The organism is Aliivibrio sp. 1S128 (assembly GCF_001691065.1).
Taxonomy (GTDB): Bacteria; Pseudomonadota; Gammaproteobacteria; order Enterobacterales; family Vibrionaceae; genus Aliivibrio.
On sequence record NZ_MAJV01000025.1, the window covers coordinates 287611 to 307179 of the forward strand.

Annotated in this window: 18 protein-coding genes and 1 pseudogene; 9 read left to right on the top strand and 10 right to left on the bottom strand. The window is 36.4% G+C overall.

All coding sequences use genetic code 11. The features are described from left to right. Positions 1-44: 44 nt before the first annotated feature. Positions 45-656 (bottom strand): response regulator transcription factor, encoded by a 612-nt coding sequence (locus tag A6E03_RS05565; protein ID WP_065593037.1) that lies wholly within the window; start codon positions 654-656, stop codon positions 45-47. Between the two features lie 166 nt (positions 657-822). Then, entirely contained in the window at positions 823-1713 is an 891-nt protein-coding gene (locus tag A6E03_RS05570; protein WP_065593036.1) for a LysR family transcriptional regulator, read from the bottom strand. A 141-nt stretch (positions 1714-1854) separates the two neighbouring features. Here A6E03_RS05570 and A6E03_RS05575 point away from each other — a divergent pair, with 141 nt between their 5' ends. Continuing rightward, a complete protein-coding gene (locus tag A6E03_RS05575) occupies positions 1855-2301 on the top strand; it encodes a DoxX family protein (RefSeq protein ID WP_065600352.1) in 447 nt (148 codons plus the stop codon). An 83-nt stretch (positions 2302-2384) separates the two neighbouring features. On the opposite strand, the gene A6E03_RS05580 is transcribed toward A6E03_RS05575, so the two are convergent. Then, positions 2385-2918, bottom strand: coding sequence for a DUF3332 domain-containing protein (locus tag A6E03_RS05580; RefSeq protein WP_065600353.1), 534 nt, complete (start codon positions 2916-2918; stop codon positions 2385-2387). A gap of 282 nt (positions 2919-3200) precedes the next feature. Between A6E03_RS05580 and A6E03_RS05585 the strand changes: the two genes are divergently transcribed. After that, positions 3201-3938 carry a glycerophosphodiester phosphodiesterase family protein gene (locus A6E03_RS05585; RefSeq protein ID WP_065593033.1) on the top strand — a complete coding sequence of 246 codons (738 nt, stop codon included), beginning with the start codon at positions 3201-3203 and terminating at the stop codon, positions 3936-3938. Positions 3939-3977: 39 nt separating this feature from the next. Continuing rightward, a complete protein-coding gene (locus A6E03_RS05590) occupies positions 3978-5276 on the top strand; it encodes an MFS transporter (protein WP_065600354.1) in 1299 nt (432 codons plus the stop codon). Between the two features lie 95 nt (positions 5277-5371). Here A6E03_RS05590 and yidA read toward each other — a convergent pair whose 3' ends face one another. Then, on the bottom strand, positions 5372-6181 hold the full coding sequence (gene yidA / locus A6E03_RS05595; protein ID WP_065600355.1) for a sugar-phosphatase: 810 nt from the start codon (positions 6179-6181) through the stop codon (positions 5372-5374). A 100-nt stretch (positions 6182-6281) separates the two neighbouring features. On the opposite strand from yidA, the gene A6E03_RS05600 reads away from it, so the two are divergent. Both A6E03_RS05600 and A6E03_RS20205 read left to right on the top strand, forming a co-directional pair. After that, positions 6282-6947, top strand: coding sequence for a tRNA (adenine(22)-N(1))-methyltransferase TrmK (locus tag A6E03_RS05600; RefSeq protein WP_065600356.1), 666 nt, complete (start codon positions 6282-6284; stop codon positions 6945-6947). 168 nt (positions 6948-7115) lie between these two features. Next, positions 7116-7265 (top strand): hypothetical protein, encoded by a 150-nt coding sequence (locus A6E03_RS20205; RefSeq protein WP_176703453.1) that lies wholly within the window; start codon positions 7116-7118, stop codon positions 7263-7265. A gap of 34 nt (positions 7266-7299) precedes the next feature. Here the strand turns inward: A6E03_RS20205 and A6E03_RS20425 are convergent, their stop codons facing one another. Together A6E03_RS20425 and A6E03_RS05610 are read right to left on the bottom strand one after the other, a co-directional pair. Next, positions 7300-7668 carry a hypothetical protein gene (locus A6E03_RS20425; protein WP_255310588.1) on the bottom strand — a complete coding sequence of 123 codons (369 nt, stop codon included), beginning with the start codon at positions 7666-7668 and terminating at the stop codon, positions 7300-7302. Positions 7669-8052: 384 nt separating this feature from the next. Beyond that, positions 8053-8994, bottom strand: coding sequence for a YeiH family protein (locus A6E03_RS05610; protein WP_065600468.1), 942 nt, complete (start codon positions 8992-8994; stop codon positions 8053-8055). Positions 8995-9269: 275 nt separating this feature from the next. Between A6E03_RS05610 and A6E03_RS05615 the strand changes: the two genes are divergently transcribed. After that, positions 9270-10538: an MFS transporter gene (locus A6E03_RS05615; RefSeq protein WP_065593027.1), complete on the top strand. Its 1269-nt coding sequence runs from the start codon at positions 9270-9272 to the stop codon at positions 10536-10538. Between the two features lie 378 nt (positions 10539-10916). Here A6E03_RS05615 and A6E03_RS05620 read toward each other — a convergent pair whose 3' ends face one another. Continuing rightward, complete coding sequence (locus tag A6E03_RS05620; RefSeq protein ID WP_218060153.1) at positions 10917-12146, bottom strand: HAMP domain-containing sensor histidine kinase; 1230 nt, start codon at positions 12144-12146, stop codon at positions 10917-10919. Positions 12147-12240: 94 nt separating this feature from the next. Continuing rightward, a pseudogene (locus A6E03_RS05625) lies at positions 12241-12911 on the bottom strand (response regulator transcription factor). Positions 12912-13208: 297 nt separating this feature from the next. Between A6E03_RS05625 and A6E03_RS05630 the strand changes: the two are divergent. Beyond that, positions 13209-14351: a hypothetical protein gene (locus A6E03_RS05630; protein WP_065593024.1), complete on the top strand. Its 1143-nt coding sequence runs from the start codon at positions 13209-13211 to the stop codon at positions 14349-14351. 43 nt (positions 14352-14394) lie between these two features. Here A6E03_RS05630 and A6E03_RS05635 read toward each other — a convergent pair whose 3' ends face one another. Next, positions 14395-15342 carry an endonuclease/exonuclease/phosphatase family protein gene (locus tag A6E03_RS05635; protein WP_065600359.1) on the bottom strand — a complete coding sequence of 316 codons (948 nt, stop codon included), beginning with the start codon at positions 15340-15342 and terminating at the stop codon, positions 14395-14397. Positions 15343-15423: 81 nt separating this feature from the next. Next, positions 15424-16590 (bottom strand): anaerobic sulfatase maturase, encoded by a 1167-nt coding sequence (locus A6E03_RS05640; protein ID WP_065593022.1) that lies wholly within the window; start codon positions 16588-16590, stop codon positions 15424-15426. 166 nt (positions 16591-16756) lie between these two features. Here A6E03_RS05640 and A6E03_RS05645 point away from each other — a divergent pair, with 166 nt between their 5' ends. Together A6E03_RS05645 and A6E03_RS05650 are read left to right on the top strand one after the other, a co-directional pair. Continuing rightward, on the top strand, positions 16757-18154 hold the full coding sequence (locus A6E03_RS05645) for a DUF1254 domain-containing protein (RefSeq protein ID WP_065600360.1): 1398 nt from the start codon (positions 16757-16759) through the stop codon (positions 18152-18154). A gap of 76 nt (positions 18155-18230) precedes the next feature. Further along, on the top strand, positions 18231-19466 hold the full coding sequence (locus A6E03_RS05650; protein ID WP_065600361.1) for an OmpP1/FadL family transporter: 1236 nt from the start codon (positions 18231-18233) through the stop codon (positions 19464-19466). The last annotated feature ends 103 nt before the right edge of the window (positions 19467-19569 follow it).

The window sequence follows — 19569 nt, forward strand, 5'->3', positions numbered from 1 at the left end:
CATTAAGGGCTGCTCTTACCTAAGAGCAGCTCATAAATAAGAAATTAACACTTTTGAATAATAGAGCTGTTTATTTTAAGTAGATCGAACAATGAATTTGCATTATATTTTGCTAATATTCTAGTTTTATAGGTACTGATTGTTTTGGTACTTAGGGATAAATCTTCTGATATTTGTTTATTGCTTTTCCCATTAAGTAATTTATTTAAAATAGTTAACTCTCGACTTGACAACTTTTTTTCTTTATGAGTAACAGTCGTTTTTTTAAATAAAGTATAACCTCTTAGTATATTGTTAATCGCATCATCAATTAAGCTTATTGGCTCTTCTTTTGATATGTAACCATTAGCACCAAGTGCTTTTACTGAATCAGAATAAGTATTATAGCCATAACTAGAAATTACAAGAATAGAACCTTCAAATCCATTATTTCGGATCTTTTTTATGAAAGAGAGAGCATCGAAATCATTTTGTTTGATGTCTAGAGCAATAAAACCAATATTGTTATTGTTAATGAACTCAGTAGCTTTTTTTATTGATACTGCGTGATAAATTTCATTAATTACATCTTTCGTTTGAAGTTGTTTTGTAAGGGATTCTACAATGATAGGGAAGTTATCTAGAATTAAGGCATTAATGCGTTTAGATTTTGGCATAATTTTTTACTCATAGTCTATTTATTATCGTGTCACCTTCCGCATCCATTTGACTAGTCCTTTGTGAAATTGAATAAACATCATATCGATAAATATTTTATAGAAAAGGAAAATGAAACTTTCCATTAAGGAAAGTTGTACTTAAGATTGTATCTATTGTTTCATATCACAGCCATTTCTTATGAGTCAATTCTCTTGTAAACCACTCACATGCTTTGCCATCATTGCTTTTATGCCAACCAATAAAGAGCGGGGGATTTACTCGTGGAACAGAACATGTTTTTTCAACCAAATCGCCAGAAGCTAAATAAGATTGAATCAAATGCCTTGGTAAAAAACCTGTGCCTACGCCTGCGAGTTGTGCCTGTATTTTGGCTTGCATGGTATGAAATCGAATTCGCTGTTTACTTTTAAATAATCCAGTGTCGCGAGTTGGTAATAAAAGTGAAGAATCAGAGACAATAATTGAAGGGTATTTAAGTAAATCGTCTGCTTCAATGGTTCGTTCTAATTGCGCTAATGGGTGATGTTTCGCTACGGCAAAGAGAAAATCTACCCGTCCAATTTCAGTGATCTGATATTCGCCTTTTGGTAAATGGTCAGAAACTCCGATTGCAATATCGGCACGGTTACTATGAAGAGCATCCCAGCCTCCACTGAGTGATTCTTCTGAAACGGTAATCTCCGTGTCTTGTTCTAATTTGTTGAACTCAAGAATGGTATCTAAAAGCGGATTTAGAGGCATAATGGTGTCTCTTACTATCTTTATCTCTCTTTCCCAACCAGAAGTTAGCTGTTTCACTGCTGATTCAAGTTTATCTGTTGCGATTAAAATATCTCGTCCTTGTTCTAAGATAAGTTTGCCCGCAGGGGTTAGGTTGGCTTTTTGTTTAGAACGGTCAAATAACGCAACATTAAGATCATCTTCGAGTTTCTTGATGGTATAAGTGAGTGCTGATGGTACTTTAAATAATGATTCTGCGGCTGCGGCAAAGCTGCCTTTTCTATCTATAGCATCTAATACTCGCAAAGCATCTAACGTGATAGGAGAGTTCATTCATATCCTTATTTTTTGATGTTCAAAAAAATTGAACTACTTGCTCAAATTGTTCTAATTTTCTTTGAGAATAACATATTTATACTGGCTCACAACTAGGAGGGAAACCTCATTAAAATATATTCGCCTTAGGACATTATTATGAAACAAAAAATGGCTCAACTATTATCCTCTAATGCTGGTTTTAGCACGCTTGCCCTTCGTATACCTATTGGTATTATTTTTATGGCCCATGGTGCTCAAAAATTATTTTCATGGTTTGGTGGTTATGGCTTAGAAGGTACAGGTCAGTTTTTTGAATCTATTGGACTAGCGCCTGGCGTAGCAATGGCATTTTTGGCTGGTAGCGCGGAATTTTTTGGTGGGTTATTTATATTATTAGGCCTATTAACTCGCCCATCGGCACTGGTACTTGCGTTTACGATGTTGATTGCGATTGTTAGTGTTCACTTACAAAATGGCCTATTTATGTCTAATGGTGGTTATGAGTTTGGCTTGGCTTTGCTAGCGGCAAGTGTGTCACTAATGTTGTCTGGTTCAGGTAGAATAGCCGTAGATAAATGGCTAGAAAGTAAGATTGTAAAGTAACATAGCGGGTTAACAAATAATGAGAAACCATGCTCTATCTTATTATTAGAGCATGGTTTTATGTTGAATATTTCTCGCCTATTCTAACTCTGCTGTAGAGATTCTAATTGCGCGATGGTTGTTTGAGAAATCAGTTCGTCATCAATATAGTAACTTACATTTTCCCCATCACGTACGCCACGTAAAATAGCCGTCTCACCCGTGTTATAAGTGATGTCCATCTGAATGGTATTCTCGTCAATTTTTTGCATTTCACCAATAGAAATAGTTCTTTGGTTCACTAATGGGTCAATAGGTGCATCACGTAATGATGGGTCTAATTCATCATTTACTTTAAAATGAGTGTCAGTTTTTGAATCAAAAATATGCGGGCTACCAGAGATTGGGTTTTTACCTGTCCAAAATTCTAATGAGTTAAATAAAACATAATCTGCCGCAGTCGTAATACCGTAAACTGGTGCAAGAAGCAAATTTACCCCAGCTCTAGCATAGCGGTTATCAACCACCTCAACATTGAATTTCATTACTTTCCCTGTCACTGCATTGCTGCCAATACAACCAGTTAATGTTGTCGCTAGAATAATGATGCCTGCAGTTTTAATGAGTATTTTTTTCATAATTTAGTTCCAAAAGTAAGTAATCAGTGATGTGTTTTCTTGGAGCCATTATGCTTTTCGTTACAAACAATACTTACCATTTTGTGCCAACTAAAATTTATGACGCTAATTTATTCCTATAATCGATAGTTTTATCGTTTTTAATGTTACTTACTCTGCAAAAAACAAAATAAGTTCCTATTCGAGCGCTCGAATGCTCATTTTATCCATTCTTGTCACATTTATGAAATGATCTAAGCGTTATTATCCTCAACCTCTTCTAACACGTTAAATAGGTTAACAATGAAAACATTAATAGCTCATCGTGGAATGTCTTCTCTTGCTCCTGAGAACACGCTGTCTGCATTTTCATTATGTAAAGAACATGGTGTTCAATGGTTTGAATGTGATGTTGATATTCTACAAGATGGTACGGTTATTATTTCTCATGATGACACATTAGATCGTTGTACAGATAAAAGCGGTCGTTTATATGATATTAGCAATGCAGATTTATCGTCGATTGATGCAGGGAGCTGGTTTAGTGATGACTACATTAATGAGCGTTTACCAACTATTCAGCAATTAATTAAATTAGTGAACGAAAAAGAACTTAATTTAAATATTGAGATTAAATCGTGTTCAGAAAGTGCTCAGTTAAGTCATTTGCTTATTGATAACTTAATTTTGGCTCTGAAAGAGTTAAATCCTGAACGTGAATTGATTATTTCAAGTTTTAACCACTTGGTATTGTCTGAATTCAAACGTAAAAGCCCTGAAAGTAAAGTCGCTTGTTTGTTTGAAAGTCATAACCTATGGGATGACTGGAACTCAATCATTGAGTGGTGCCAAGCCGATTACATCCATCCGGAAGAGAAAGGCTTAACTCGTGAAATGGTCAATAAATTTAAAGCATCAGGCATTAAAGTAAATGTGTGGACAGTGAATGATTTAGCTCGTGCTAATGAATTGTTTAATTGGGGCGTGGATGGTATTTGTACCGATATTGCTCACAAATTCCCTTCTAAATACAAAGCATAAAAATAATAAATAAAACAATAACGTGAAAGGATTACAACGATGAACTTATTTGAAAAAATAGGCTTTACTAGCCGAAATCAATTGTTTGGCTTCTTCTCTGTCGTGATGTCAGGCCAAATTATTTATTCGGCTTTTGAAGCTTTTAAGGGAACATTTTATAACTTACTTTTAGAAGTGCTACAAATAGACAATACCCAAATGGGGATCTTGTTTACGCTGATTGGTTCGGCGATGTTCTTCTATATTCCGGCTGGGTGGGTCAATAACCGTTTCTCTGTAAAATCCATTTTAATCACCAGTTTGAGTATTCGATTTTTGAGCATGATGGGGATTATCTTCTTAGAGCCCGGCTTTAGTGTTCTGGTTGTGATTGCCGGTCTTTGGGGTTTAGTCGATGCCGCATTCTGGCCTGCGGTTGTGAATGGTGTGACGTTAATGTCAGGCGATAGAAATAAAGGCATGGCATTTGGCTTGTTAGAGTCGGTACGTCGCGCGGCTGAAATGAGCATGAACGCTGTGATCGTTGGTATCATGGCACTGGTTGGCGGTTCAATCCTTGTGTTCCAAGGTGCAATTGTTTTCTATACGTTACTTATCCTGCCGATGATCTTCTGTGTATGGAAATTTGTACCAGATAACCACATGGAAATTAAACAAGGTGAGAGTAAAAACAAAGAAGCATTAAAAGGTTTAGTTCATGTACTAAAAATGCCAACAGTATGGTTAGCAGCGATTACTTCTCTAACGGTATATTGGATTTATATTACGTTAATTTATACAGTGCCTTACCTACAAGCTGTATTTGGTTTATCAACAGCACAAGCCGCTATTTTTGGTATTATTAATACAGGCGCTATGGGTGTTGTCGCTGGTTTAGTTGCCGGTTCTATTGCTGATTTCGTATTTAAGTCTTCAATCAAAATGATGTTCTTTGCTCTAGGTTTAACGGCAATTTGTTTAGGTGTGACGATTGCTCTGCCTAAAACGGAAGGCATGTTAATGATGAACATGGTGCTACTAATGTGTTTCTCATTCAGTATATTCTTAGCAAAAGGCATTATCTTGGCACCAGTGGCAGAAGCCGGAGTACCAAAAGCCTACAGTGGTTCAGCAATGAGTGTGGGTTCATTTGCCGCTTATGCATCAGTGTTTTGGGCGTACGCATTAAATGGTTGGATTATTGATACTTATCCTGCGATTCAAGCATATCAGATGATCTTTGGTATCGGCTTAACTGTCGCGGTACTTGGTATGATATGTTCATTGATCCTTATCTCTCTGAAAAAGAAAAACAGTGGTGATGATCAAGAAGGAAAGTTAGTTGAATCAGAAGCGTAATCTAATGATTTAATGGCTTTAATCGAATAAATAAAAACCCCAGTATGTCTAATACATGCTGGGGTTTATTTTGTTATGATTCTATTTAGTTAGAATTAAACGTTTAATACGAATTCTTCAATTACTTTAGCCACGCCATGGTCGTTATTGCTTACGGTAATGTGGTTAGCGATTTCTTTGATATCGTCAGTGGCGTTCGCCATTGCAACGCCAAGACCTGCGTATTTGATCATATGCCAGTCATTACCCGCATCGCCCATACAGATAACTTCATCTGCAGTAATACCAAGATGATCCGCCAGTGCTTTTACACCGACGCCTTTATTACTGTTAGGGTTTAAAAACTCTAAGAAGAAAGGCGCACTTTGTACAATGGTGAATTGCTCATATAAAGCGGCAGGTAATTGCAGAATAGCAGCAGAAAGTAGCTCAGGCTCATCAATCATCATCGCTTTCATAACTTGTTCGTCGTCTGCTAACTCTTCAAAATCAATTACTGTAATTGGCATACCAGTGATGCTTGATTCATGTTCTGTGTAATGATTTAATTGTGGTGTAATTAGCCCTTTTTCTTGTGAGAAGGCGTGAACGTGAACTCCCAGTTCTTTCGCTAATTTAGCAATGATTTTTGCGTCTATACCTGTAATTATTTGGCTACGGATAACTTCTTCGCTTTTCACTTTTTGAACCAGTGATGCATTGTAACTAAGAACGTAATCGTCCTCTGTTGTCATGCCTAGTTCTTCTAGTTGTGGCTTCATGCCGTTTAGTGGGCGGCCAGAGGCTAAAACAACGACTACCCCTTTTTCACGAGCAGCTGCAATAGCGGTTTTGTTTTCGGCTGAGATTTGCTTATCAGAATTAAGCAGAGTGCCATCCATATCCAATGCGATCAGTTTATACATAGTACTTACCATTTGGTTAAATTATCTTGAGGTAGCTTACCTGATTTTTGTGAAAAAAATACTATATACTGTGCTTGATTTTCACTACCGATATTGAGCCATGAAATTAAGTTCTCGTTTAGAAACCATTAAAAATAAAGTTACCAAGCACTATGATCATATTTGGGATTGCTGCTGTGATCATGGTCAGTTAGGCACTGCCTTATTGGCTTCACAACCAAAAAGTGTGATCCACTTTGTTGATGTCGTGGATGAGTTGATGGTTGAACTTGAGTCTCGATTGCAAAAGCACGCCTTAAAAGTCAGTTCTCAGTGGCAAGTGCACTGTATGGATGTAGCTCAACTGCCTATCGTCCCAAATAAAAAGAATCTGGTCATTATCGCAGGTGTGGGTGGTGATTTGTTGATTGAGCTGATGCGTTCCATACAATCACGTAATGGTGATATTGAGCTGGAGTTCATTCTTTGCCCGGTATTACATAACTATATGGTTAGATGTGAGTTGATAGAGATGGGCTTTGGTCTGATATCAGAAACATTAGTTAAAGAGAACAAACGCTTTTATGAAATTATTCATGTCAGTAATCAAGCTGCTATCCCTTTGACTAATATAGGTTCTGAAATGTGGGATTTGTTAGATGTAAATCATCAAGAGTATTTGCAAAAAGCGATTTCTCATTATCAAAGAATAGAAGAGAACTCTAAAGGAATGAATGGAGTTAGTGACTTGTATTTAAGATTAAGGAATTCTACGTTTCAATTTTAGCTCATTGAATTTGTTACCCTTTTAATATGCTATTGGAATGTTTCGTTAAAGCTATAGACTTGAGCGATTCATTTTTAAGATATGTCCTACATAAATTGTATTTATTACTTTTTATACTTAGCACACATTCTAGTGGTTAAATGAGCATGTTAATGTTCGGAGTTCAGTATGCAAAGTGAAAGTTTGAGAAAGCAAGTGTTGCTCAAGACGATAAAAAAAGATGTAGAAGTCGCATTAACGTTAAAAGAAATAAGTAAGTCAGATCTTGTTAAAATGATCAGTTACTTTGCGATGAGAGCAGAGGCATTGAATGAATAATTAGCTAACGACAATTGCCGTTAGCTAGATAAGGTCATGAATTTTTATTAAGGCGATGAACTTCAATACCAAAGCCTAGCGCGCTATAAGCGAGTAGAGAATAACCTAGTAGTTCAGTTCCTTCTTCTGCTAGGTTTTTTATTGTACGAATGTAGTGATCATCAAGTAACGTTTGCCACAGATAACCCATGCCAGCTAATCTAGAAAACACCAGAACAATAACTAAAGCGCAACTTAACGTGTAGAAATAACGGCTATCGAAAAAGCGTGCGGCGGTAGATAGAAGACCTTTCTTATCTTTTAATGCAAAGTAAATGCAGGTAAAAGCAACGATTAGAGCTGGAATTAGCCAAAATCCATGATAAATATTATCAAGAACGCCATCACTCTCCCTTATGCACATACAGCTAAAGAAACCAATGATAAGTATGGAAAAAGAGCGAACCTCTTTGTTAACTACAGCGATATAACTAAAAGAAAAAATGACAATAAGCAGTAAAATCTGTTGGTAATATTCAGTTAATGAGTTTTCACTAAGCCCATTTTTTAAGACAATAATGTCAGTACGGATGACTAAGTAGGCAACAGAAGCAACAAGGCATTGAATAAAAAACTGTAATAACCCTTTTTGGATTTTTTTATGTCAGCGGATTTTGAATAAGAAAACATCATGGCTACCCTAATACTTATTAACTAGTTTGTCATTATAGAGTGGTTAAGTAGCATAGTATGTACTCATTTATTGAAAATAGGATTCCATAACTGCAAGTTGTCATTCTATAAATCCCTATTGAATATAATTCATAATATAAAACAGAGAGGTTGTTGATATCACAACCCACAAGCTAACACCAAAAATCAATGGTTTTGCGCCAGCGGCTTTGATTTTTTCAATTGAAATACCACAACCGATAAAGAATAAGCACAGAACTAAGAGCTTTTTCGATACATCAAAAATGCCATCATAGATCAGGCTAAATTGCGGTAAGTTATCGCTAATCAAAATAGCTAAACAGTAGAAAAGAATGAAGTAAGGAATGGTTATTTTTTTACTGTTGCTACGAAAAAGTAGAGCACTAATAAAAGCAACCGGAACAATCCACAATGCACGAGCTAATTTAAGCGTTGTTGCTGTCTTTAACGCTTCTTCGCCGTATGCAGATGCTGCACCAACAACGGATGAAGTATCGTGAATGGCAATCGCAGCCCAAGTACCAAAGGCGTGTTGGCTTAATTCTAATGCATGACCGATAACAGGGAAAATAAACAAAGCGATTGAATTTAAAACAAAAACAGTTGCTAAGGCTAAACCTGTTGATTCTTCGTCAGCATTAATCGCTGGAGCGACTGCTGCAATAGCACTTCCGCCACAAATCGCAGTACCAGAGGCGATTAAATGTCCCGTTACCTTATCGAGTTTCATTAATTTTGCTAAGAACCAACCAAGAACTAAAGTACCAAAAATGGTTGATAAGATAATGCCAATACCGTTTGAGGTTGCATCAATGGCTTCGTTTAATTGGATCCCAAAACCTAGCCCCACAATAGAATAGGCTAATAATTTTTTAGTTACTTTGCCGAGAGCAAAATTGGTAGGAACAAAACCGAAACTGGCTAAAGCGAAACCCATGACTAAAGCAGTAGGTGAGTTAACCCAAGGAGTTAATGTTAATAAGGCTGCAAAATAAAAAGGGAAGTAATGTCGTAAATGTTGTTTATTAAAAGTCATGTTCATTAGTCTCAGATACAGGAAAGGTGACGATATCATTTTTATTGGGTTTAGTAAGTTTAATAATTCCATATATAGAGTTAAATAAACCTTAACCTTTGTAAGGGTTTTGTTCCTAGGCTAAATATCAGTGTAATGTACTGGTTTAATTAAAATTGAATTCATATTTAGTATCTTACGCTCTTATATTAGGTCGACACTTCGGTATACTTTTTAAACAAATAAAAAATAAAAAATAACAATAATATTAGGCTTAGGGATCTTAAGGAGACTATATGGAAGAGGCAAATACCGCTGAAAGTAACCGTGCAATAGAAGAAAATACAAGTGTACTGCAATGGAATAGACTTTCTCGTTTTAATCACATTATCTGGACTGTTTTAGTCGGAACACTCCTCGCTCGAACTACGTATTTTATGGCTTGGCCATTTCTCATTGTTATTCTCTATCAAGATTTTAATGCCAGTGCAGTCACGGTTGGCGCTATGTTAGCGGGTTCAGCTGTGGTTGGCTCATTTACGGGTTTATATTCAGGTTGGTTATCCGATAAATTTGGCCGTAAATGGGTCATGATATCTGGGTGTGTGATTGCGGCTTTTTCTTACAGTGGAATTGGAATGGCGACCACTATTTTCCAACTGTTTGTTCTTGTTGGGATGTGTGGCTTAATGCGCCCTATGATAGAGGCACCAGCAAAAGCCGTGATTGGTGATAATTTAGATAATGATAAAGACAGAGAACTGGCTTTAAATGTGCGCTATTTTTTGATTAACGTTGGAGGGGCGATTGGACCACTAATTGGCATTACTCTTGGGCTGGCTCATCCTAAAATATTGTTCTTAGTGACCGGTATTACTTATCTGGCTTTTGGTCTTTTTCTATTTTTTTCTTTTGCTAAAAGTAAGAGTGAAACCTTGCTCTCTAAAGCAACTGCGGATGTAACGTCCTTTTTCTCAACCGTTCGGATCATAAGTAAAGACAAGCTATTTATTAAATTGATTGGCGCAAATTTAATCATGATGTTTGTCTATGGTCAGTATGAATCGTCTATCCCCCAAGTCATCGTTCGTACGGATATTGTTGATGCCGCTAAATTTATCAGCGGACTAGTTTTAGTTAACACGCTAACGATTGTAATTTTACAGTTTCCAATGCTTAAGCTGCTTGAAAATGTCCCATTATTTACCCGAACTCGTATTGGTATGGTAATGATGGCGTTAGCACAAATTTGTTTTTTAATGGTACCAGTAGATTTTCCTGCGGGTTGGTTGATGGCGTGCTTTGTGTTGAGTGTGGGCGAGGTGATTGCTTTTCCAACCTTAAATGTACAAATAGATCAATTAGCACCTAAACATTTACGAGGAAGTTATTTTGGTGCCGCTGCTATTTATGGGCTAGGGTTTGCACTTGCTCCGCTCGTTGGCGGGGTGCTTATTCAACTTGGTGGGGCAACGCCCTTATTTATCGCGTGCTTTGCTCTTTCTTTGTTAATGATTGGATTATATAAGTGGGCGGAGAAGGAAATACCAAGTAAAAGTAACTAATTTGAGATATTTGTTCTTGAAAAGTAATATGTAAAGCCACCACTATTTATGGTGGCTTTTATTATTCAACATGGTTCAGAATGATTACTCTGGACGCCAGCTTAGTGCACTTGCAATAGAACCAATCACGATAGTGTCTTTTTGAGCCTCACTCATTAAATGTTAATGACATGTGCAATTTAGTGGTTTTTAGGATATTCCAAACGCTATGTATAATTATTTGGAGCTATTTCTTATACTTCTAAAACAAAAAGGTATAAGAGATGGAGTACTAGCGGTTGTATCACTTATTAATTTTTTTAGAGTGGCAGTAAATTAATTTCTCTGAGCCATTATTGTGATAACGAATAAAGTAAATCAAGATATAGCCCTTATTATTTAGCTTTCAGTTGGAATAATAATTGAAAATTGAGTACCGCTAAGCGTACTTTCTTTTATCTCAATTGCCAAATGTGAGCGATGTGCCGCTGCACTGGCAATTGCGAGGCCTAGACCAAAGCCGCCTGTTTTGCTGTTTCTGCTTTTATCTAGTCGTGAAAATGGGAGGAAAACTTCTTTGTATTTGCATCTTGGGATCCCTGAACCATTGTCTTCGACAGTGATTTCGACATATTCTTGGTGTTCTTTTAAGCTAATATGGACATGAGAGTGGGTATATTTAATTGCATTTTTTACTAAATTATCGATCACCAGCCTTGCCATTGTCGAGTCACATCTCAGGACGATATCTTCTGTAATGTCGCGGGTTATTCTGATGTTGTTTTTGGGTAATGACTCAACTCTTGATCGAAGATAAACGCTCATATTTATATTAGATTTATGCGTTTCATAAAAAGAAGATTCCATCGATGTTAATTTTGAAAGCATAATGATATTAGACGTTAAGTTATTAATGTCGTCTATATATGTATCAATATCGTCATGTAACTCTGTGTTTTCAGCTTGGCTTTTTATACGGAGTAAATCATTAACTAACTGAATGCGACTTAGTGGCGTTCTTACTTCGTGGGGTATTGCTTGAGCAAATATTTGGCTTTGAATAACCCTGCTTTCAATTTCATCAGCCATTTTATTAAAGCTTTGTGACAGTTTTTTTATTGGTTCAGGAACTTGTTCGTTTGCTCTTTCTGATAATTTGCCCAGACCAAATTTACGTTGGGTTTGTTGAAAGGTTTGGGTTTGTTTTTGTAACTGTCTTAAGGGAAGGTAAATCGCCACACTTAAGATAAAAACAATGCTGAAGGTGAGAGTGAGAATAAAAATTATGGTTGGTTCTTTATACCAAGCAGTTTCATCAGAGAAGAAATCAGCATTTTCACTAAAGACAAAATGTTGGTTTGAATTTGGTACCGGATATATAGCACTATATAACCCGCTTTCATTTACGTATACAACCGTTGAGTTTTTAATAAAAATCTGATCGCAACTATGACAGGGGGGGGATTTATCCCAATGAGAAATAAGCTTTAATGTGAAGATGTAAAAAACTTCATGATTGCTATTTTCTAGGTCATCATATAAAGAATTTTCTTTATCTTTCTGCTTAATATATTGATCTAGAAAAAAATCTCCATCTTTTAAGAATACATCTATATCAGCTTTTCTCATGTAATTTTCAGCAAAGGTAAAAAACAAAAGTAAGGTCGTAATAATAGATATGATTAGCCCAAAATATAACCGAGCAAACATAGAAGGTAATGACTTAAAGTGAAACAAGCATGTATCCTCTATTTCTAATCGTTCTTATTAAATTGCTTGGAGAATTATTTGCGGAGAGTTTTTTTCTAAGGCCGGAAACTCTCATATCAATAGAGCGATCATTAAAATCATAATCTATACCACGAAAGGCTTTACAGCATTTTTCTCGTGTAACTACCTTACCTACGTTATCCATTAAAACATGCAATATTTCAAATTCAGCGGTAGTTAATTCTAAGTTTGAGTTTTTATACCATGCAGTTTGAGTGTTACTCTCAAGAATGATATTGGTAGCAAGGAAGTTGGTGGTTTTAAGTGGTGATGAAGGTGAACGGCGTAATAGTGCTTCAATTCTTGCCAGTAATATATGCCCTCTTACTGGTTTTGTTACGTAATCATCTGCACCAAATTTAAATAAACTTACTTCACTCATTTCATCATCTGATGCAGTGAGAATTAAGATCATGCCATGATAAAACTGTCGAGCTTCACGGCATATATTAGCGCCGTTCTTTCCAATAAGAGAAGATCAGGTTGATAGTCTTTAATTGCATCAATAGCTAGTGAACCATCATTTATAATTTTAGTATTATATTGCTCCGCCTCTAGATACATTTGTGTTAATCGACCAATTTCTTGGTCATCTTCAACAATAAGTATTTTCCCTTTTTTCAATGCATTCCCCTTACTTATGTGTCATTGAGTTATATTCGCTTTTCATAATATATAAAGAAAAAAAGATATAAATATTTTACAAGTGAAAATAGTGAAAACTCCAAAATCATAGAATGGCTTACATAACTTACAAATTAATTATCTACTAATAATATGAGTAATTTCTTATGGTTACAGGAAAGCTTGTAAGGAAATGTAAGACGTAACGTTCTCAATGAAACTTACAAAAAATTACTGAGTCTGTTGATGTAAGTTATACAAGTTTTTTACTTTTACATTAAATGAATAGGGACAATAATGAGTAATTTGTTAGTTAAAATAATGTTTATAAGTTTGGGGTTATTTATATCTGGATGCGGAGATGATAAGAAAACTGAAAAAATAAAGAATAAATATGAGGATACGTCGTTAACTGATGCTCTTGATCTACAAATGCTGAATCAAACTAATGAAGCCATGAAAAAGTTAGATAAGAATGATATTTGGTCGGGTTATAGTTTAAGCAAACAACGTATTTATATGATTAAAGTCGATAATGGTAAACCTGTTGGTGGGTATTTAATTAATCCATCTCATTACGTCAATGGCGCAGAGCAATTAGGTGATAATGAAGATCAAGGATTAAACGTATTTCGTTATGATATTAATGTTAAGGAAGCTTATAAGTCATTAAGTGCTAATAATGGAAACGGTATCTACAGTTTTGATTATAAAGTGAGTGGAGAGGGTTACTATATTCAAACGTATGATATGGCAAGTGTTGATATTAATAGTGGCCCGGCCGATGGATCTATTAGACTGCTATCACATGAATTATTTCATTCTTACCAGGGAAAGAAATTTACTCAATCGAGTGATTATGTTCAAGAAATGAACGGTTATCCAATTCAAAAAAACTTGATTGCTTTATCTTTATTGATGAGGGACGTAATGAAAGATTTGCCAACTAAATTAACAAAGCAAGACGCACTCTCTAGATTAGAAAAATACGTAACGATTAAAAGCGAGGAAATACGATTAGATTCATCCAATGGTTTGTTAGTAAAAAATATGGGGTTGTGGCAAGAGCAAGTTGAGGGGAGTGCTTACTATGTTGATACTATGCTAGGAAAAGGGATTTTTCCTTATGCTGTGGGAGTGACTTTCTTTGGCTCTGATGGATATAATTTAGATCTTACTTTTGGTTTAAATGCCCAAGAGACATTTGGGTGGAGTTATTTTTATCCTAGTGGAGCTTCAGCTATTTTCTTATTGGAACAAGCTGGATTTGATATTAAAAAAATAGAAAAAGGATTATCTCCTTATGCTGCAGCGAAAAGTATAGTGTCTATTGATGAGAATGATGAAGTTAGATTACTGGCTCAAATGAAAATAGATTACCCTTGGGATCTTATCGAAGTCATTGCTGAAGATTATTATAAGCAGTATTTATCACAATAAGTGCTGACTGTAACTTAGCATTGATTTGTTATTAAATAGATAATTAGTGCGGTGTTACTTTTGATAAATACGTCACGACAGCACTATGATCGGATCCAGAAAACTGAGGTAATGCTTCGCGCTTACAAATAAACAGTGAGGGTGATTCGGTATTTTTTATCCAAAGGTGGTCAATTGCAATCCGTGCGAAAGAGGGGATTGCAATTCCTTTGATTTCACGTGGCCAGCTTTGTATTGGAGCAGTGTGGTAATCCTTATAAATAGTGTTAAAACGCTTGGTGTTGGCTGATAAGTTAAAATCCCCAATAATTAATGTATCAGGGTAGGGAGAGTAATCTGCCAGTCGTTCTAAACTTCCTATTAATGCATTTCTCTCATGCCATAGTTGTTTGGTTCGGGGGGAGGGAGGATGCGCGGTGTATAAACTTACAGGCCTGTCTTCACTGCTTTGCCATATACCACTAATCATATAATGACCCGCAGGCGTATTCTGAGCTCGTAAATTTAGAGGGTGTTTGCTTATAACCATTTGCCCACTTGGGTAGCCTAATGTTGGGGCTCCGCCAAATTGATAGGGGTATTCATCAATCAATTCCATGAACCGTTCCCCATGCCAAGGGGATGTTTCCTGAAGTACAACTAAGTCAATATCCGTTTTAATTAAGTAGTTTAAAAAAGACGTCAGATCAGGATTAGTATAATACAGGTTATATTGAACGATTTTTAAAGGATCAGAGCAAGATGCAGTAGTGTATTGCTGTGATGGGGTTTGATATAACCACAAGGTGGCAAGTAATAAACAGAAGAAGGAGTAAAGGTAATAACGGCAAAGTAATAAAACGATAAAAGATAGGCCGTAAATACCAGCAATAACACTGGGAATACCTGTGATATTTTCAACCCACCAAATCTCAGTAAATGTTGATACTGCACTCCATAATAAAGTTGGTAGTAATAAAAGTAGGTAAACCCAACCTCTTTTTTTCATCATTATTCTGCACCCATCCTTAAGCGAATCCATACTTATTAGTATGGGATAGAAATCGCTAAGGTGTTAATTAAAATCCTTTTTTTAGAACATAGGGTAATGAACTGGGGAATATCCTCGCTTCATTGCGTCAACCATTTTTAGCATCACAGGCAGTGCGTGCTTGAAAAATAGTTCATACCCTTCACATAATACATTGTGATCTTCACCATTATTGGTTTTATCCACTCGGTTTTTTGGACAACCGCCATTACATAAAGGCTTAAAATCACAACGTTGACACTTTTGATTTAGTGAATCGAGTTTATCTTGCCCGAATTTCATTTGCTCTTTTGAACTCACCATTTGCGCTAATGAAGCGTTGTCATGGTGAATATTACCGATTTTATAGTCATCATAACCGTAGTGATCACAACTAAATACTTCACCGTTGGATTCCATCATTAATTGTTGCCCACAAGTATCAGCATGGTGGCACATTTGGCTTTGGTGTCCCATTAAAATCATTAAGCAGTTTTCAAAAAATTGCACATAGGTTTTACCAATGTCATTGGCTGCCCATTCATCAAAAACATCACATAAAAATTGTCCCCATTGCTTGCCTGATAATGTCCAATCATAATCAAAACGACGATCCATTTCATGGTCAATACAAGGCTGAAACTGTAGGTAAGTGCTGCCGTTGTCTTTTAAAAAGTTATAAATCGTTTTTCCATGTTTATAACTTTTATTGTTAATCACAGTAAGCGTATTAAATTCTACATGGTGTTCTTTTAAGTGACGCATTCCACGCATGGTTCGTTCAAAAGAGGAATTACCTGATTTATCAATGCGAGCAATGTCATTGATCAGTTGTGGGCCATCAATACTGATCCCAACCATAAATTTATTTTGAGCAAAAAACGAAGCCCAACGGTCATTAATTAAAGTGCCATTGGTTTGAATGGTATTTTGTATTGGAATGTTTGAGTTTTGTTGTTGCTGTAGTTGAATGGCCAATTGATAAAACTCAAGACCACGCATCATTGGCTCTCCTCCATGCCAAATAAAATCAACCACGGGGGTTTTGCTTGGTTGAGAGTGCATGTGATTGATGATCATTTTTTCTAATGTCTCATTATCCATGCCGGGCTTTTTTTTGTCTTCATTTTTGAGGTAATAACAATAATGACAATCTAGATTACATTTTGCGCTTTCAGATTTAATAAATAGGCTATAAGGCATTGTAGTTGTGGTAGGGGATACTGACATTATTTGATTACCTTGTTGATGACTTATAATTCATGTCTATTAATTTAATTAATTATATATGCATAGTCGAATTGCATTTTTTAATAAAGGATATTCATTCTTTCAATTGTTCTTCTTTATTAAGAGTCGCTAATCTGGAACGATATTTATAAATAGAGGTTCTACTATGAAAAAAGCACTCATAGCAACGGTAATTACGAGTAGTTTATTAAGCAGTACTGCGGTATTTGCGGCACAACTAACACCTGTTAATCCCCAAGAAGAATTAGCCTACACCCTAGGATTACAAGCCTTTATTTATGGTGCCGGCCCATTAACGGTAGCACAAGTGAGAGCCGCATCAACCAATGTGGATAGCCCTATGGATAATGGTGCGGCGCCGCTTAATATGATGGGTAAAACTCTGACACTTGCAGGTCCTGATGATCGTGTTGTTCCAACGATGAATAACGATACTCTTTATTCGCAATCGCATATTAATCTGAATGATACCGGTCCGTTGGTGATTGAAGTTCCACCGACAGATAATCGATATTTTATCGTTCAGCTTCTTGATGATTACTCAGAAGCCGTTGATAATTTAATTGTTGATAATGTGGGAAAAGATGGCGGAAAATTCCTACTGGTCAATAAAGGATGGAAAGGTCAGAAAGGGGGGATCCCTGATGGTATTGATGGTATTATAGAATCAAGAACACCGTTAGTTTGGTATATTCAACGTACTGGAGTCTCAGGAAATAAAGACTTAACTGCTGCTTTAAAAGTGCACGATGGTTTTATTAATTATCCACTATCAGAATTGGGACAAGCTCACAAGACAGTTAAACTAAGCCATGCAAAAACTGGTATATCTCCTGTCGCTCAACCTAAAGGTCTAGAGTGGTTTGAATTGATTGACCATGAATTACGCAACAATCCAATCCCTTCAGATGCACCAATTGTGGATCAATTTAAATACATTGGAATCGGTGGTGATAAGCCATTTAATGCTGATGATTTAACAGCTGATCAGAAAAAAGGTTTATTACGAGCGCTAAATGCAGCACCACAAATTATTCAATACGCAAGTCGTGATTTAGGCGTTAAAAATAACGGTTGGGCGATGATGTACGAAGGCGGGCGCTATGGTAACGATTACCTGAGCCGTGCCAGTATTAACTTCCGTGCTGCAGGTTTGAATACTAAAGAGCGTGCACTGTATCCAAATCGCTATACGGATTCTAACGATCAGCAATTGTCAGGAAAAAACAAGTACCGCATGACAATGCCTGCTGACGCACCTGCAAAAGAGTTTTGGTCATTAACTATGTATGATGCGAAACATTTATTTATGGTGCCAAACAGTATTGATCGTTATTCAGTATCGACGAATCGAAAAGATGAACTTACCTACAACAAAGATGGGTCATTAACCGTATGCATCCAAAACAGTAAACCTACGGATGCAAGTTGTAATTGGCTGCCAGCACCAAAAGATGACTTCTATTTGCACTTACGTTTGTATGAGCCAACTCAAGCCGTATTAGATAACAATTACGCACTTCCTCAAGTCGTTAAACAATAAATTTTCATTTTCACTAAAGAGTACATTGATTGTGTTTAATGTGCTCTTTTTTACTTTGTTAGTTAGAGAATTAATAATGAAAAAAAACTATTCATTAATACTACTAAGTTCTACTTTAGTGTTGCCCTTTCAGGTGAATGCCGCCGGAACCTTAGTACAAGAAATGAGTAAAATGACAGTCAGTACAGCAGGGGCTGGTAGTGCAGCATTAGCTGAAAATGCTTCAGTGGCTTATTCGAACCCCGCAGGCATGAGTTATATTGAGGGGGATGCATTAAGCGTTAATGCCGCAGTGATGGATTTGGGTATGTATTATCATGACGATAGAGACTCAAGTCTAGACAGTGAAAATGCAGGTGGTATTCAATCTTACGGTTCGATTTACTATGTTCACCAGTTGAATGATGATTTCCATTTAGGAATGAGTATGTCAGCTCAAGGAGGAAGTGCGCTTGACTATGGTATTGATTATGCGGGGGCATTAACTCTAAATGATTTGAAATTGTCGGTCATACAATTTAACCCAAGCGTGTCTTATCAAGTAAATAATAAGCTATCAATTGGTGGTGGATTACAAATTGACTACGCTAGTTTTGAAGAGAGTTTGTTATACGGACAAGGTAATATTGAGACTGACAGTTGGACGTTAGGTTATAACTTGGGGTTGATGTATCAGATTGATGAGAATAACCGTTTAGGTGTCGCCTATCGTTCACGTATGAATCATAATCTGACAGGATCATTTAATAGTAATGCGATGACGGTTTCCGTTCCTATTCCAGGGCCAATTCCCGGCTCAGTAGATAAAGATATATCAGCTAAGGCGGGCGATGCAGGTATAAATGTCCTTAACCCTCGTCAAGTTGAGGTTTCAGGTTTACATCAACTTACTAATCCATTGAGTTTAGTGTGGAGTGTAGGCTTCGAGCAATGGAGTGATAATGACTCCACGACAGTTTCGATTACTGATAATGATAAATTAGTTCAAATAGAGCGAAATTTTGAAGATGTATGGACAGCAGCTATTGGGGCTCGTTACCAACTAACATCGAAATTACGTTTAGAATCAGGGGTTGGTTATGCAAGTTCACCACTTGATGAACCTGAATCTCAAGGCCTTGATCTTCCTGTCGATACACAGCATAGATACAGTGTAGGGGCAACCTATCAATGGACAAAAGATACCTCTTTTAATGCCTATTATAGCTACGTAGACTATGGTGATCCAGAGATCAACAATAGTGGAGTTATTGGCCAATTTGATAATTCGAATCAGTTTATTGGCATAACTCTAAACATGTCGTTTAAATAACCAAATTTCGCATTAATTATTCAGTGAAGTAATGAAATGCAGTAAATCATAAGTTTATCTTCAGTGAATCTTAAGTTTGATATGCGACACTCATCTCATTCTT